Source organism: Streptomyces mangrovisoli (genome assembly GCF_000974985.2).
Taxonomy (GTDB): Bacteria; Actinomycetota; Actinomycetes; order Streptomycetales; family Streptomycetaceae; genus Streptomyces; species Streptomyces mangrovisoli.
Genome location: NZ_LAVA02000107.1, coordinates 1 through 16,256 on the forward strand (window position 1 = coordinate 1; position 16,256 = coordinate 16,256).

Annotated in this window: 9 protein-coding genes; 2 read left to right on the forward strand and 7 right to left on the reverse strand. The window is 73.4% G+C overall.

The annotated features are described in order from the left end of the window. Positions 1–86: 86 nt before the first annotated feature. The 4 genes from ispG to WN71_RS34660 all read right to left on the reverse strand — a co-directional run bounded on the left by ispG (position 87) and on the right by WN71_RS34660 (position 6,105). Positions 87–1,244: a flavodoxin-dependent (E)-4-hydroxy-3-methylbut-2-enyl-diphosphate synthase gene (gene ispG / locus WN71_RS34645; protein WP_046582393.1), complete on the reverse strand. Its 1,158-nt coding sequence runs from the start codon at positions 1,242–1,244 to the stop codon at positions 87–89. 167 nt (positions 1,245–1,411) lie between these two features. Next, positions 1,412–2,704, reverse strand: coding sequence for a M50 family metallopeptidase (locus WN71_RS34650; RefSeq protein ID WP_107469852.1), 1,293 nt, complete (start codon positions 2,702–2,704; stop codon positions 1,412–1,414). A gap of 8 nt (positions 2,705–2,712) precedes the next feature. Continuing rightward, positions 2,713–3,981, reverse strand: coding sequence for a 1-deoxy-D-xylulose-5-phosphate reductoisomerase (dxr, locus tag WN71_RS34655; protein ID WP_046582388.1), 1,269 nt, complete (start codon positions 3,979–3,981; stop codon positions 2,713–2,715). Positions 3,982–4,173: 192 nt separating this feature from the next. Further along, the gene (locus WN71_RS34660; RefSeq protein WP_046582386.1) at positions 4,174–6,105 is read right to left on the reverse strand and encodes an acyl-CoA dehydrogenase family protein; all 1,932 of its coding nucleotides are present in this window, start codon (positions 6,103–6,105) and stop codon (positions 4,174–4,176) included. A gap of 285 nt (positions 6,106–6,390) precedes the next feature. Between WN71_RS34660 and WN71_RS34665 the strand changes: the two genes are divergently transcribed. Together WN71_RS34665 and WN71_RS34670 are read left to right on the forward strand one after the other, a co-directional pair. Then, the gene (locus WN71_RS34665; protein ID WP_046582385.1) at positions 6,391–7,404 is read left to right on the forward strand and encodes a LacI family DNA-binding transcriptional regulator; all 1,014 of its coding nucleotides are present in this window, start codon (positions 6,391–6,393) and stop codon (positions 7,402–7,404) included. A gap of 86 nt (positions 7,405–7,490) precedes the next feature. Further along, the gene (locus WN71_RS34670; RefSeq protein WP_046582383.1) at positions 7,491–9,638 is read left to right on the forward strand and encodes a glycoside hydrolase family 31 protein; all 2,148 of its coding nucleotides are present in this window, start codon (positions 7,491–7,493) and stop codon (positions 9,636–9,638) included. 101 nt (positions 9,639–9,739) lie between these two features. Here WN71_RS34670 and WN71_RS34675 read toward each other — a convergent pair whose 3' ends face one another. The 3 genes from WN71_RS34675 to WN71_RS34685 form a co-directional block, all read right to left on the reverse strand. After that, a complete protein-coding gene (locus WN71_RS34675) occupies positions 9,740–11,188 on the reverse strand; it encodes an aldehyde dehydrogenase family protein (RefSeq protein WP_046582382.1) in 1,449 nt (482 codons plus the stop codon). Between the two features lie 615 nt (positions 11,189–11,803). Then, positions 11,804–13,474: a PucR family transcriptional regulator gene (locus WN71_RS34680; RefSeq protein ID WP_046582380.1), complete on the reverse strand. Its 1,671-nt coding sequence runs from the start codon at positions 13,472–13,474 to the stop codon at positions 11,804–11,806. Between the two features lie 273 nt (positions 13,475–13,747). Beyond that, positions 13,748–16,171: a hypothetical protein gene (locus WN71_RS34685; RefSeq protein ID WP_046582378.1), complete on the reverse strand. Its 2,424-nt coding sequence runs from the start codon at positions 16,169–16,171 to the stop codon at positions 13,748–13,750. Positions 16,172–16,256: the final 85 nt, after the last annotated feature.

Below are 16,256 nucleotides of genomic sequence, written 5' to 3' on the forward strand. Positions count from 1 at the left end.
CCCTGAAGGGGCGCGGGGAACTGCGCGAACGGCCCGCGGCCGGCGAACACTCCCCGCGCCCGGGGCGACCGCGGCCCGGTGGGACGTCAGCCCGCCACAGAGATCGTCGGCTCGCCCGACTCCGCGCCCGCCGCCTCCATCTGCTCGGCCAGCTTCATGGCCTCCTCGATGAGGGTCTCCACGATCTTGGACTCGGGGACGGTCTTGATGACCTCGCCCTTCACGAAGATCTGGCCCTTGCCGTTGCCGGAGGCGACGCCGAGGTCGGCCTCGCGGGCCTCGCCGGGCCCGTTGACGACGCAGCCCATGACGGCGACCCGCAGCGGCACCTCCATGCCGGTCAGCCCCGCCGTGACCTCCTCGGCCAGCTTGTAGACGTCGACCTGCGCGCGCCCGCAGGACGGGCAGGAGACGATCTCCAGGCCGCGCTGCTTGAGGTTCAGGGACTCCAGGATCTGGATGCCGACCTTGACCTCCTCCGCGGGCGGCGCCGACAGCGAGACACGGATGGTGTCGCCGATGCCCTGCGAGAGCAGCGCACCGAACGCGACGGCCGACTTGATCGTGCCCTGGAAGGCCGGACCCGCCTCGGTCACACCGAGGTGCAGCGGGTAGTCGCACTGCGCGGCGAGCTGCTTGTACGCCTCGATCATCACGACCGGGTCGTTGTGCTTCACGGAGATCTTGATGTCGCGGAAGTCGTGCTCCTCGAAGAGCGACGCCTCCCACAGCGCCGACTCGACGAGCGCCTCCGGGGTGGCCTTGCCGTACTTCCGCAGCAGCCGCGCGTCCAGCGAGCCCGCGTTCACGCCGATCCGGATCGGGGTGCCGTGGTCCTTCGCGGCCCGCGCGATCTCGCGCACCTTGTCGTCGAACTGCTTGATGTTGCCCGGGTTCACGCGCACCGCCGCGCACCCGGCCTCGATCGCCGCGAAGACGTACTTCGGCTGGAAGTGGATGTCCGCGATCACCGGGATCTGCGACTTGCGGGCGATCGTCGCCAGCGCGTCCGCGTCGTCCTGCGTGGGGCAGGCCACGCGGACGATCTGGCAGCCGGACGCGGTCAGCTCGGCGATCTGCTGGAGGGTCGCGCCGATGTCGGACGTACGCGTCGTCGTCATGGACTGCACGGACACCGGTGCGTCGCCGCCGACGGCCACGGACCCCACCTGGATCTGCCGGCTCTTGCGCCGCTCGGCGATCTTGGTCGGAACGGACGGCATGCCGAGAGAAATCGCAGTCATCTGCTGTGCAACCCCAAGTCGTGGATCAAGGTCCGGTCCCGGATCGGCGGGCTCCAGGCTTCGAGATTACGTCACCGCCCCCGGACCGGGCACACCGCGCCGGTAAACCCACCCAATGGGAGGCGGCCCGGAACACAGTGTCCCGGGCCGCCGTGAACGGTGCGTGGCTAGGAGATTTTCACGGGGTTGACCACGTCCGCGATGAGCACCAGGACGGTGAAGCAGACGAAGACGCTCGCCACGACGTACGCCACCGGCATCAGCTTCGCCACGTCGAACGGGCCGGGGTCCGGGCGGCGCAGCACGCGCGCGGTGTGGCGGCGCAGCGACTCCCACAGGGCGCCCGCGATGTGGCCGCCGTCGAGCGGCAGCAGCGGGAGCATGTTGAACAGGAACAGCGAGAGGTTGAAGCCCGCGACCAGCATCACGAACATCGCGAGCTGCTGGCTGGCCGGGACGTCCAGCGTGAAGATCTCGCCGCCCACGCGGGCCGCGCCGACGACGCCCATGGGCGAGTCGGCCTGCCGCGGCGCGTCGTGGAAGGCGGAGTCCCACAGGGCGGGGATCTTCGCGGGCAGGCTCGCGATCGAGTCGACGGCCTCGCCGACCCGGTCGGTCATCCAGGTCACGGAGTCGCCGAAGTCCTGGTGCACGACCCCGGTGGCGGCGCTGAAGCCGAGGAAGCCGGCGGTGACGTACTTGCCGTCGACGATCTGGCCGCTGGAGTCCTTCTGGGCGACCTGGTTGCTGGCGATCTTGGCGTGCAGGGTGAGCTGCCTGCCGTCGCGCTCGACGACGATCGGCACCTGCTTGCCGGGGACGGCGCGGATGAGGTCGGAGAGCTTGTCCCAGTCGTCCGTCTTCACCCCGTCGAAGGAGACGATCTTGTCGCCGGCCTTCAGGCCCGCGGCCGCGGCCGGGGAGGCCGGGTCGGTGGACTTGCAGGTGTCGCGGTTCTCGCTCTGCGAGATCACGCACTTCGAGACCGAGCTGACCGAGGTGGTCTGCTGGGTGATGCCGAAGCCCATGAGGACGATGAGGAACAGCACCACCGCCATGATCAGGTTCATGAAGGGGCCGGCGAACATCACGATGACCCGCTTCCACGGGGCCCGCGTGTAGAAGAGGCGGGTCTCGTCGCCGGGCTTGAGCTCCTCGAACGCGGCCGACCTGGCGTCCTCGATCATGCCGCGCCAGGGCGAGGTGGAACGCGCGGTGATCCGGCCGTCGTCGCCCGGCGGGAACATGCCGATCATGCGGATGTAGCCGCCGAAGGGGATGGCCTTGAACCCGTACTCCGTCTCGCCCTTCTTCCGCGACCAGATGGTCGGGCCGAAGCCGACCATGTACTGCGGCACGCGGATGCCGAAGAGCTTGGCGGTCGAGAGGTGGCCCAGCTCGTGCCAGGCGATCGAGACCAGCAGGCCGATCGCGAAGACGCCTATGCCGAGGATGAACATCAGTGTGGTCATGCACGCGCCTCCGCGCTGGCCGTAGTCGTCTGCGCTGTCAGTTCCCGGGCACGGGCGCGCGCCCAGGTCTCCGCCTCAAGGACGTCCGACACGGTGAGTGAAGTTCCCGCGGCGGGTGTGCCGTGTTCCTCGACCACTCGTGTCACCGTCTCCATGATTCCGTTGAACGGCAGCGCGCCCGCGCGGAACGCCTCCACGCATTCCTCGTTCGCCGCATTGAACACCGCCGGGGCGGTGCCCGCGAGCTCGCCCACGTGCCGGGCGAGGTTCACGGAGGGGAAGGCTTCGTTGTCGAGCGGGAAGAACTCCCAGGTCGAGGCCGTGCTCCAGTCGAAGGCGGGCGCCGCGTCCGGTACCCGTTCGGGCCAGCCGAGACCGATGGCGATCGGCCCGCGCATGTCGGGGGGCGTCGCCTGGGCGAGCGTGGATCCGTCCGTGAACTCAACCATCGAGTGGACATACGACTGCGGGTGCACGACCACCTCAATGCGGCTGAAGGGAATGTCGTACAGCAGGTGCGCCTCGATCACCTCCAGGCCCTTGTTGACGAGGGTCGCGGAGTTGATCGTGATGACCGGCCCCATGGCCCAGGTCGGGTGGGCGAGGGCGTCCTCGACGGTGACGTCCGCCAGCTCCGCCTTCGTACGGCCGCGGAAGGGTCCGCCGGAGGCCGTGACGACGAGCTTGCGCACATCGGCGCGGGTGCCGGCGGCCAGCGCCTGGAAGAGCGCGGCGTGCTCGGAGTCGACCGGGATGATCTGGCCGGGCTTGGCCCGCGCCTTGACCAGCGGGCCGCCCACGATGAGCGACTCCTTGTTGGCGAGGGCGAGGGTGCGGCCCGCCTCCAGGGCGGCCAGGGTGGGCGCGAGGCCGATGGAGCCGGTGATGCCGTTGAGCACGGTGTGGCAGTCCGAGGCGGCCACCTCGGTGGCGGCACCGGGCCCGGCGAGGATCTCGGGGAGCGGCTCGCCCGCGCCGTACCGCGCCGCGAGCGCCTCGCGCAGCTCCGGTACGGCGTCCTCGCGGGCCACCGCGACGGTCCGCACCCGCAGCCGGTGCGCCTGCTCGGCGAGGAGCGCGACCCGGCCGCCGTTGGCGGAGAGCGCCGTGACCCGGAAGCGGTCGGGGTTGCGCAGCACGAGATCGATGGCCTGGGTGCCGATGGACCCGGTGGAGCCGAGGATCACCACGTCCTTGGGACCGCCGCCCGCGAGCGGGTCGTAGACGAGATGCGGATCGGCGAGGGGGGCTGGACTGTCGCTCATCCCTCCATTCTTGCCGCAACCGAATCCTTCGAGGACAGCACGTCCCCCGCGTGGCACCGTCGTGGCTTGTCGCGCAGTTCCCCGCGCCCCTTTCAGCGGCGCTGCCCGCAGCCCACCAGGGGGCGCGGGGAACTGCGCGATCAGCCACGACGCACCCGCGCGTACGATCCCGGGCCCCGCGCAGCGGAACCCTCAGCCGATCGTCCGGTGGAGGTTCTCCGCGGTGGACGCGCCGGGGGCCGTCTCCGCGATCCAGGGCGCGTCGTCCGGAAGGGTGACGATGCCGGCCTCCAGCCACTCGTAGGTGCCGGACATGACACCCTTCACGACCGTGCGGTCCAGGTCGTCGGTGTTGCTCCACAGGCGGCCGAACAGTTCCTCCACGCGCAGCCGGGACTGCCGGCAGAACGCGTCGGCGAGCTGGTACGCCTCGCGGCCGTGGTCGCCGTTGCTCCGCAGCAGCTCCGCCCGGACGCAGGCCGCGCTCATCGCGAACAGCTCCGCGCCGATGTCGACGACCCGGCCGAGGAAGCCCTGCTTGGTCTCCATCCGGCCCTGCCAGCGGGACATGCCGTAGAACGTCGAGCGGGCCAGCTTGCGGGCGTGCCGCTCGACGTAGCGCAGATGCCCGGAGAGGTCCACGTCGCGGCGGAACTCGCCGTAGGAGAGCGGCACCTGGCCCTGTCCGGCGACCAGCCGGGGCAGCCACTTGGCGTAGAAGACGCCCGCTCCCGCGCCCGCCTTCGCCTTGTCCGAGAGGGACTTGTCGGGGTCGATGAGGTCGCCCGCGACCGTGAGGTGGGCGTCCACCGCCTCCCGCGCGATCAGCAGATGCATGATCTCGGTCGAGCCCTCGAAGATGCGGTTGATGCGCAGGTCGCGCAGCATCTGCTCGGCGGGGACCGCGCGTTCGCCGCGCGCCCGCAGCGAGTCGGCCGTCTCGAAGCCCCGGCCGCCGCGGATCTGGACCAGCTCGTCGGCCATCAGCCAGGCCATCTCGGAGGCGTAGAGCTTGGCCAGCGCGCCCTCGATGCGGATGTCGTTGCGGTCCTCGTCGGCCATCTGCGACGCGAGGTCGGTGACGGCCTCCAGCGCGAAGGTGGTGGCCGCGATGAAGGAGATCTTCGAGCCCACCGCCTCGTGCTGGGCCACGGGCTTGCCCCACTGCTCGCGCGCCGCCGACCACTCGCGGGCGACCTTCAGGCACCACTTGCCGGCCGCGACGCAGGACGCGGGCAGGGACAGCCGCCCGGTGTTCAGCGTGGTGAGGGCGATCTTCAGGCCGGCGCCCTCGGGGCCGATGCGGTTCGCGGCGGGAACGCGGACCTGGTGGAAGCGGGTGACGCCGTTCTCGATGCCGCGCAGGCCCATGAAGGCGTTGCGGTTCTCGACCGTGATGCCGGGCGAGTTGGTCTCCACGACGAAGGCGGTGATGCCGCCCTTGTGGCCCTCGCTCCTCGGCACCCGCGCCATCACGACCAGCAGGTCGGCGACGACCCCGTTGGTGGTCCACAGCTTCACCCCGTCGAGGACGTAGTCGTCCCCGTCCGGTACGGCGGAGGTCGCGAGCCGGGCCGGGTCGGAGCCCACGTCGGGCTCGGTGAGCAGGAACGCGCTGATGTCGGTGCGGGCGCAGCGCGGCAGGAAGGCGTCCTTCTGCTCCTGGGTGCCGAAGAGCTTCAGCGGCTGCGGCACGCCGATCGACTGGTGCGCGGAGAGCAGCACGCCGATCGCGGGGCTGAGCGAACCGACCAGCGCGAGCGCCTTGTTGTAGTACACCTGGGTGAGACCGAGACCGCCGTACTTGGTCTCGATCTTCATGCCGAAGGCGCCGATCTCCTTCAGCCCGTCGACCACGTCGTCGGGGATGCGCGCGTCGCGTTCGATCTGCCCGGGGTCGACCTTGGTCTCGCAGAAGTCGCGCAGCTTGGCGAGGAACTCCTCGCCGCGCTGGACCGCCTCGTCCGAGGGCAGCGGATGCGGGTGGATGAGGTCGAGCCGGAAGCGCCCGAGGAACAGTTCCTTGGCGAAGCTGGGCTTGCGCCAGTCCTGTTCGCGGGCGGCCTCCGCCACCTGACGTGCCTCACGTTCGGAGACGGTGGGTTTCGTGGAGGGGGCGGACATGAGGCTCACCTCGCCGCTGATAGGGGTGTCGAGAGGACCATTCGTTACCGACCAGTGCTACTGGATCGTTGGTACCCGAAACGGGCGGACCCCACCAGTCCTCGCGCGGCCGTTCGGCGCAAACGGCCGAGTACGGGCGGCCTTGCACGGAGCCGGAGTTGGCTGTCGAAGCGCTTCGACATGTATGGACACCGGGCCACGCCGAAAGCTACTGTCATCCCACCGTCACTCGTCCCGGTCCACTGAGCGCGGCGTCGAAGCGCTTCACAAAAGTTGGAGAGCTGGATGGTCACTCTCGCCGAGGTCGCTCAGCACGCCGGCGTATCGGCCAGCACGGTGAGCTATGTCCTCAGCGGCAAGCGGTCCATCTCCGCCACCACCCGGCAGCGGGTCGAGCGGAGCATCCAGCTGCTCGGCTACCACCCCAACGCCGGCGCGCGGGCCCTGGCCAGCAACCGGTCCAACATCATCGCGCTGATGATCCCGCTGCGTACAGACATGTACGTGCCCGTGATGATGGAGATCGCCATAGCGGTCACCACCGCCGCCCGCGCGCACGGGTACGACGTGCTGCTGCTCACCGGCGAGGAGGGGCCGGACGCGGTCCGCCGGGTCACCGGCAGCGGGCTCGCCGACGCGATGATCGTGATGGACGTGGAGCTGGACGACGAGCGGCTGCCGCTGCTGCGGGCGACCGACCAGCCGTCCGTGCTCATCGGGCTGCCCGCCGACACCCTTGGGCTGACCTGCGTCGACCTGGACTTCCGGGCGACCGGGGCGCTGTGCGTGGAGCATCTGGCGATGCTCGGCCACCGGGACCTCGCGGTCATCGGCGAGGCCCCCGCGGTCTACGAGCGGCACACCGGGTTCGCCGAGCGCACCCTCGACGGACTGCGCTCCCGGGCACGGGAGTTGGGCATCCGGCTGGTGCACCGGGCGTGCGAGGGCGGGTACGACGCGATGGCGCTCACGCTGGCCCGGATCTTCGACGAGCGCCCCGGCACCACCGGCTTCGTCGTGCAGAACGAGTCCGCGATCGAGCCGCTGCTCGCGCTGCTGCGCCAGCGCGGCCGCGCGGTGCCCGAGGACGTGTCGGTGGTCGCCGTCTGCCCGGACCAGGTCGCCGTCCAGGCCTCGGTGCGGCTGACGTCGGTGGCCATCCCGGCGCAGGAGATGGGCCGGCACGCGGTGGCCCGCCTGGTCGCCAAGCTGGACGGCCGGGGAGGCGACGAGGTCGTGCTGATCGCACCCGAGCTGACGGTACGGGCGAGCACGGGCCCGGCACCCGCCGCTTCCTGATCCGTCCGCCCAGCCCGTCGTCCGGCCCTGCCCGTCGTACGACCCCGCGCGCACCCCCGGTCCGCACTCCCCCAGGAGCACGCCTCGTGAACCAGTCCGCGCAAGCACGGCCCCCGTCGGGTGCGGTGAGCCTCGCACAGTCCTCCCCCACCGTCGGCTCGTTCCGCGAGCGGGACGGGCTGCTGGAGTGGAGCGGCCGTCAGGAGACCGTACGGATCGAGCCGTGGGGCCCGGACGCGGTCCGGGTGCGCGCCCGGCTCGGCGGCCCGGTCCTCGACGGCCTGCCGGGCGCACTGCTCGACGACGCCCCGGCCGCCGCGGACTCCGCGGGGCCGCCCGCCGCCGGGGACTCGGCGGGGGCGCCCCCCGCCCCGGCCTCCCCCGAGGCGCCCACAGCGCCACCCGCCACCGGGACGACCGGCGTCGAGGTGACCGACGCCGGGGCCAGGATCACCGTCGGCGCGCTCACCGCGGAGATCAGCCCCGAGGGCATGATCCGCTTTCTGCGCACCGAGGACGGCGCCGAACTGCTCGCCGAGCAGCGGGCCCACTTCTGGTGGCCGGGCGCGCGCCTCTACACCCCCGCCGGGGGCGGCTCGCACCGCCTGGAACAGCGTTTCGCGGCCTACGACGGCGAGCGGCTGTACGGCCTCGGCCAGCACCAGCACGGGCACCTCGACCAGAAGGGCCTGGTCGTCGACCTCGTGCAGCGCAACACCGAGGTCGCGGTGCCGGTGCTGACCTCCAGCCGCGGCTACACCCTGCTGTGGAACAACCCGGCGATCGGCCGGGTCGAGCTCGCGGGCAACGGCACCCGCTGGGTGGCGGACGCGGCGCGCCAGATCGACTACTGGATCACCGCGGGCACCCCCGCCGACGGTCAGCGCCGCTACAGCGCGGCGACCGGCCGTACGCCCATGCTGCCGGAGTGGGCGGCGGGCTTCTGGCAGTGCAAGCTGCGCTACCGCACCCAGGACGAACTCCTCGCCGTGGCACGGGAGTACAAGCGGCGCGAGCTGCCGATCAGCGCGATCGTCTGCGACTTCTTCCACTGGACGCAGCTGGGCGAGTGGCGGTTCGACCCGGCCGAGTGGCCCGACCCGGCGGCGATGGTCGAGGAGTTGCGGGACCTCGGCATCGAACTGGTCGTCTCCGTCTGGCCGTCGGTGTCCCCGCTGTCCGAGAACCACGGGCCGATGGAGCAGCGCGGTCACTTCATCGGCACCGAGTACGGCCCGCTCGCGCACGCCGACTGGCCGGACAAGGGCGTCGACTCGACCGTGCAGGTGGCGTTCTACGACGCCACCCACCCCGGGGCGCGGGACTTCGTGTGGTCGAGGGTGCGGGACAACTACCTGACGCCGTACGGCATCCGGGCGTTCTGGCTGGACGCGTGCGAGCCCGAGATCAAGCCGGGCTTCCAGGAGAACCTGCGCTACTGGGCGGGCCCCGGCCCGGAGGTCGGCAACCTGTACCCGCGGGAGAACTCCCGCACCTTTTACGACGGGCTGCGCGAGACCGGCGAGGACGGGGTGATCACCCTCAACCGGTCGGCGTGGGCGGGCAGTCAGCGCTACGGCGCCGCGCTGTGGTCGGGCGACATCGGCACCGACTTCGCGACCCTGCGCCGGCAGATCGCCGCCGGCCTCAACACCGGCCTGTCCGGCATCCCCTGGTGGAACACGGACATCGGCGGCTTCCACGGCGGCGACCCGGACGACCCGGCGTACCGCGAAGTCCTGGTCCGCTGGTTCCAGTTCGGCGCGCTCTCCCCGCTGATGCGGCTGCACGGCTTCCGCGCGCCGGGGATGCCGTTGGGCCCGGACATGACCGGCGGCCCCAACGAGGTGTGGTCCTACGGCGCCGAGGCGGGCGCGATCCTGGAGCGTTACCTGCGGCTGCGCGAACGTCTGCGGCCGTACCTCCTGAAGGTGATGCGGCAGGCGCACGAGGAGGGGCTGCCGGTGATGCGGCCGCTGTTCCTGGAGTTCCCCGACGACCAGGCGGCCTGGACGGTGGACGACGCCTATCTGCTGGGCCGGGACCTGCTGGTGGCGCCGGTGCTGACGGCGGGCGCCACGGCCCGCACGGCGTACCTGCCGGCGGGCGCCTGGTGGACGGACGCGTGGACGGGAGAGTCGTACGAGGGCGGTACGGCCGTCACGGTCGACGCGCCGCTGGACCGCATCCCGCTGTTCCTGCGGGACGGGGCGCGGCTGCCGGTCGCCGAGTAGGACGGGTCCGGAGAACGGCCGACGGCCGGAGCCCCCGCACAGCGGGCTCCGGCCGTCGGCCGTGGTGGAGCGGTTCCGGGTCAGGCCGGACCGCTCCGGGATCAGAGCGCGAGACCCGTGAGGACCAGCACGCGCTCGTAGGTGTAGTCGTCCATCGCGAACTTCACGCCCTCGCGGCCGACACCGGACTTCTTGGCGCCGCCGTAGGGCATCTGGTCGGCGCGGTAGGACGGCACGTCGCCGACGACCACGCCGCCGACCTCCAGCGCCCGGTGGGCGCGGAAGGCGACCTGGAGGTCGTGGGTGAACACGCCCGCCTGGAGGCCGTACTTGGACTCGTTGACCGCGGCGAACGCGGCGGCCTCGCTGTCCACCTTCTGCACGGTGAGAACCGGTCCGAAGACCTCCTCGCAGGCGAGGGTGGCGCCGGCCGGGACGTCCGTGAGGACGGTCGGCGCGTAGGAGGCGCCGTCCCGCTTGCCGCCGGTGAGCAGGTTGGCACCCGCGTCCACGGCCTCCTGGACCCAGGACTCGACGCGCTGCGCGGCGGCCTCGCTGACCAGCGGGCCGACGTCGGTGGTCGCGTCCGAGGGGTCGCCGGTGACCTGCGCCTCGACGGCGGCGACGATGCGCGGCAGCAGCCGGTCGTACACCGACGCGTCCGCGATCACGCGCTGCACCGAGATGCAGGACTGGCCGCCCTGGTAGTTGGAGAAGGTCGCGATGCGGGTCGCGGCCCAGTCGAGGTCGGCGTCGCTCGCGAAGTCGGCGAGGACGACGGCCGCGCCGTTGCCGCCGAGCTCCAGGGTGACGTGCTTGCGCGGCACCGAGTCCATGATCGCGTAGCCGACCGTCTCGGAGCCGGTGAAGGAGATGACCGGGAGGCGCTCGTCCTGGACGAGGGCGGGCATCTTGTCGTTGGCGACCGGCAGGATGTTCCAGGAGCCGGCCGGCAGCTCGGTCTCGGCCAGCAGCTCGCCGAGGATCAGGCCGGAGAGCGGGGTGGCGGGCGCCGGCTTGAGGATGATCGGGGCGCCGGCCGCGATCGCCGGGGCGATCTTGTGGGCGCACAGGTTGAGCGGGAAGTTGAACGGCGCGATGCCGAGCACGACGCCCTTCGGGAAGCGGCGGGTGAGCGCGAGGCGGCCCTGGCCGCCGGCGTCGGTGTCCAGGCGCTGGGCCTCGCCGCCGTTGAAGCGGCGGGCCTCCTCGGCGGCGAACCGGAACACCGAGACGGCACGGCCGACCTCGCCGCGGGCCCACTTGATCGGCTTGCCGTTCTCGGCGGAGATCAGCTGGGCGATCTCCTCGGTGCGCTCGGTCAGGCGCTTGCTGACGTGGTCCAGGGCGGCGGCGCGCACGTGGGCGGGGGTGGCGGCGAACTCGTCCCGTACCGCGTGGGCGGCGGCCACGGCCTCCTCGACCTGGGCGTCGGTCGGCACGCCGACCTTGCCGACCAGGCGTCCGTCCCAGGGGGACGTGACGTCGAAGGTGTCCTCGCCGGTGGCCTGGCGGCCGGCGAGCCAGAAGGCGTGGGTGGTGGAAGTCATGTGCGAGTCCCGGCCCTTCCGCGTCGTTGGGGTGCGTGGTGTACGGGGTCCACGGTAGGTGGGCTTCGGCGGGTGGGGGTTTGTCCGGGCCGTACCAGTGCGGTGCCGTGCCACTCCGGTTTGGCACACGGGGCCCACTCCGTGGGGGTCGGCTTTTCGGGTGCCGGCACCCGCCGCCCGTCCGCGCAGTTCCCCGCGCCCCTGGGGTGGGGACAGCCCGGACTGCACGCTCGGGCGCATCGTGCCCGTCCGCGCAGTTCCCCGCGCCCCTTGACGGACACAGCCCGGATTGCACCCTCGGGCGCGTCGTGCCCGTTCGCGCAGTTCCCCGCGCCCCTTGACGGGCACAGCCCGGATTGCACCCCTCAGGCGCATCGTGGCTGAGCGCGCAGTTCCCCGCGCCCCTTGACGGGCACAGCCCGGATTGCACCCCTCAGGCGCATCGTGGCTGAGCGCGCAGTTCCCCGCGCCCCTTGCGGGGCGAGGCTCAGGCCGCCCCCTCAGGGGCGCGGGGAACTGCGCGACCAGCCCACCACCACCCGCAGAGACCCAGAGGCCTCAGACCCACCCACCCCAGGGGCGCGGGGAACTGCGCGAACGGGCGAGGCGGGTGGGCTAGCTCGGGGACGCTGTTTTCAGGGCCAGCCAGAGTTCCATGCGGACGTCCGGGTCGTCGAGGGAGCGGCCGAGGATCTCCTCGACCCGCCGCATCCGGTACCGCAACGTGTGCCGGTGCACCCCGAGGTCCGCCGCGGCCGCGTCCCACTGCCCGTGCCGCGACAGCCACGCCCGCAGCGAGGCGACGAGGTCACCCCGCCCCGTCGCGTCGTGCGCGTACAGCGGCCGCAGCAGCCCGTCCGCGAACGCCCGCACCGCGTCGTCCGCGAGCAACGGCAGCACCGACCCCGCGGCCAGCTGCTCGTGCTCCACGTAGACCCGCCCCCGCCGCCGCGCCACCGACAGCGCCTGCTCGGCGTGCTTGTACGCGGCGGCCGCGGCGATCGGCCCGACCGGCGCGGACACGCCGACCACGAGCTCGTCGTCCTCGCCGGCCCGCTCGCGCACACCCGAGGCGCGGGCCGCCTCCAGGGCCGTCGCGTACTGGCCGCAGGCCGCAACGGCGGCCCCGCCGTCCGCGCCGAGCACCACGAGCCGCTGCCCGTCGGGCACCACGAGCACGGCCTCGCCGGAGCGGGCGGCGGCCGCCTCCACGGTCTCGGCGAGCCCGGCGAGCGGGTCGCCGCCGGAGTCGGCGGCGGCGAGCAGCGCCGCCGAGGACCGGCTCGCCGGCTCGGCCGGACCGCGCGCGTGCGCGTCGGCGTGGGCGCGCGCGGCCGACGCGGACGCGGACTCGGCGACGACGATCCGGAAGGGCGCGTCCAGCAGCCCCCCGTACAGGTCCCCGGCGACGGTGCGCGCGTGGTCGGGCTCCCCGGCGAGCAGCATCCTGAGCACGGCCGCGCCGACGCGCAGTTCGGCCGCGTGCAGCGAGCGCGAGCGCTCGGTGGTGAGGGTGAGCAGGGCGATCGCGGAGTGCAGGGCGTAGCGCTCGGCGGTGCCGAGGGCGGCCGCGGTGCCGACGGCGAGCGCGGCCCGCGGCCTGCGCCCGGTGCCGAGGGAGTGCAGTTCGACCCGGTCCTCGTGTTCGGGGCCGCCGACGACCGCCGAGGCGGGCGCGGGCCGTTCCCGCAGCCGCTCGATCTCGGCGGTGAGCCGGGCGGCCCGCCGGCCCGCCCACTCCGGCGCGGCCGCGACGACGGCGCCCGAGGCGTCGTAGAGCGCGGCCCAGCCGTCGACCTGTCCGGCGAGCACGGCGAGCAGCCCCTCGGGGCCCGCCGTCAGCGCCTGCCGGGTGAGTTCGCGCTGGGCGGCGAATCCGGCGGTGACGGCGCGGTACTGGTCGGCGGCGATCGCCGCGGAGACGGCCTTGCTGATGGCGAGGAACGGGGTGCGCCGGGGCACTTCGAGCAGCGGCAGGCCCTCCTGCCCGGCGGCCGCGACGAGCGCCTCGGGGATGTCGTCGTAGTTGACGCCGACCGCGAAGCCGAGCCCCACCACCCCGGCGCCGACCAGCCGCTTCACATAGCGGCCCATGGCCTCGGGGTCCTCGGCGTCCAGCTTGAGCGCGGTGATCAGCAGCAGCTCCCCGCCCTCCATGTACGGCACGGGGTCGGCGAGCTCGCTGACGTGTGCCCAGCGGACGGGGACGTCCAGGCGGTCCTCGCCGGCCCGCACGGTCAGCTTGAGCGCGGAGTGGTGGACGAGCGAGGCGAGCGTGGGAGGCATGGGGCCTTCAGGTCGGCGGGGATCGACGAGGGACCGGCGGGCGGTCGGCTGGGATGCGGGGCGGTCGGCGGTACGGCCGTACCGCCCCGTGATCTCTTGGCCGTCGCGTATGAACGGCCTGTGCCGATTCTGCCTCACCGTACGGTCACCGTGCGCGCCGATGTGCGAAGGCACGGCCGGGGCGGATGCACCGGACCGGCGCGCACCGGGCCGTGCCCGGCGCGCGGCCCTGTGCCCGGCGCGCGGCACCGTGCCCGGCGCGCGGGGCCCCGCTCAGCTCCGCAGGTCCACCAGGGACGGCGGGGCGTGCTCGCCCTGCGCGTCGGTCAGGGAGAGCACCGCGTGGCCCGGCGGCACCTCGTGGGCGAGTTCGGACGCGGACCACCGCTCCCGTTCCACCTGGCGCACGGTGACCGCCTCCGTGGTGACCGCCTTGCCGGTGACCAGCTTGCGCAGGGCGTGGATGGCCCGGGTCATGGGCTGGTCGGCGAAGACGGTGTGCTGGGCGACGTCCCGGGTCTCCACCCAGGCGGTGCCCCACGCCTGCGCGAAGCGGCTGCCGTCCCAGGTGGTGACCCCGGCGAGGGCCATACGGCAGCCGACGGCGCCGTAGAGCGGGCCGTGCAGGGTCTCGGGCACGTCGCCGACGGTGCGCAGGGCGAGCACGACGCCCGCGTTCTCGGTGCGCAGCCCCTGGATGCGGCGGACGGCGCCGGGGGTGACCGTGCCGGTGGCGTCGTCGAGGACGAGGGCGGCGAAGTGGCTGGTGTCGCGGCCGCGCACGACGGCGGAGAACTGGGCGAGGAGCAGCCGGGCGATCAGCCGTGCGGCCTCCTCGTGGCCGTGCTCGGGCAGGTCGACACGGACCCGCAGCGGATGGTGGGCGACGGCGCGCAGCGAGAACGGCCGGGCGCCGGCGTCCCGGGCCGCGCTCGCGCCGAAGAAGCCCGCGAAGGCCGGCCGGTCGAGCAGCGCGAGCCGGTCCGCGAGGGCCGGGCCGGGGTCGGCGGCGGTGCCGGTCTGCCGCAGCCGGGCGTCGAGTTCGCGGCGCATGACGGCGTGCTCGTCGGCCATGAGGGCGTCCCGCAGCCGGGTCAGCGCGGCGGGCTCGCCCTCCAGCAGGTCGCGCAGTTCGGGCAGGTCGGGGAAGCGTCCGAAGGCGGCCCGGTGCGGGCCGAGGAGCTGGGCGAGCGCGGTGGTGGCCCGCTCGGCGGAGACGGACTCCAGGTCGCCCGCGAGGGCCTCGGCGAGGAACGCCGCGGCCTCGTCGGGGTCCTCGGAGTCGGCGTAGGGGTCGAGGTCGTGGACGGAGTCGGTGTGGCCGACCCGGACCAGCACGTCGAAGGACGCGTCGGGGCCGAGCGGGGTGGCGGCCGCGCCGACCGCGACGACGGCGCAGCGCCGGGTCAGCGCCTGGAGCGCGAGGGACTCGACGACGGGGGCGATCACCTTGCGGGTCTTGCCGGAGCCGGCCGGGCCCACGACGAGCAGCGAGGTGGCGAGGGTGTCGGGGCCGAGCGCGGCGCCGGCGCCGCGGTAGGCGGCCGGGGTGCGTTCGGCGGGGGCCCACTGCCCGATCCGCACCTGCCGGGTGAGCACGTCGTGGGCGGCGGCGCGGGCGGGCAGGTCGCGGTCGCCGGAGGGGTGGGTCCAGGCGGCGGCGCCGTGCCGGAGCACGGTCTCGGTGAAGGTGGCGATCCGGGCGTGCCGGCGGGCCCCGTTCCAGGCGTGGGTGACGCGGGCGCAGTCGACGTCGTTCATCCGGCCGGCGAGCACCTCGGCGGTGAGCAGGTCGGCGGCGGCCTGCTGTCCTGCCTCGCGCAGCTGGGGCCACCGGGCCGGCTTGTCCTCCTCGGCGGGCTCGGGGACGCCCGCGGCGCGGGCGCGGCGGGCGGCCAGGGCGTCGCGGACCAGGGACCGCCAGCCGCCGATGCGGGCGAAGGGCCACAGCACCAGCAGGGTGATGAGGGCGTAGAGGCCGTCGGTGAAGAGCCGGGAGGTGAAGACGTCGTAGCCGCCGGTGACGAGGACCACGAGGGAGAAGACCGGGTCGACGACGGGCAGCGGGTCCCAGCCGACGCCGGGGAAGGCGTCCGGGAAGACGAAGCTGAGGGTGATCAGGGCGCCGAGCGCGGCGAACAGGGCGCGCGCGGGCTGCGCGCGGCGGGTGACGACGTGCCGGACGATCTCGGGCCAGGCGCCGAGGCGGCCCATGGTCCACACGAGCAGCGCGAAGAAGACGCCGTCGGCGACGGTGACGGCCTCGACGCCCTTGCCCTTGGGGGTGCTGGTGCCGCCCCACCACCAGTCGGAGGGGGTGAACAGCCGGATGACCGCCCACTGGTAGGGGATGCTGCCGTGCCGCCACAGGGACCAGATGAGCAGCGCGGCGACCAGCGGGACCAGCAGGCCGACGATGGTGACCGGGGAGAGCCGGCCGCGGCCCGACGTCGGCCGTGGCGCGCGGTAGCCGTGGCGCCAGATGCCGGGGCCGGCGGCGGGGCGGGGCGCGTCGAGCCAGTCCGCGACGGGTGTCCGCGGGCCGTGGGCCGGTCCGCCCGCGGCCGGGGGCGCGGTCGGCCGGGACGGTGTCCTGGGCGCCTCCTTCGGCATCGGCGGACCGTCGGCCGGCCCCGCCGGACGCGGCACGGGGTTGGCGTGTGTGCCCCGCGCGTCCTGCGTCCCGTCGCTCTCCATCGCCTGCGCCCCCTGACCAGCCGCTCCGTCACCCGTCCGCGGGCCAATCTAACGCCACGGCAAGGGGAGTTCACCGATGGCGCGG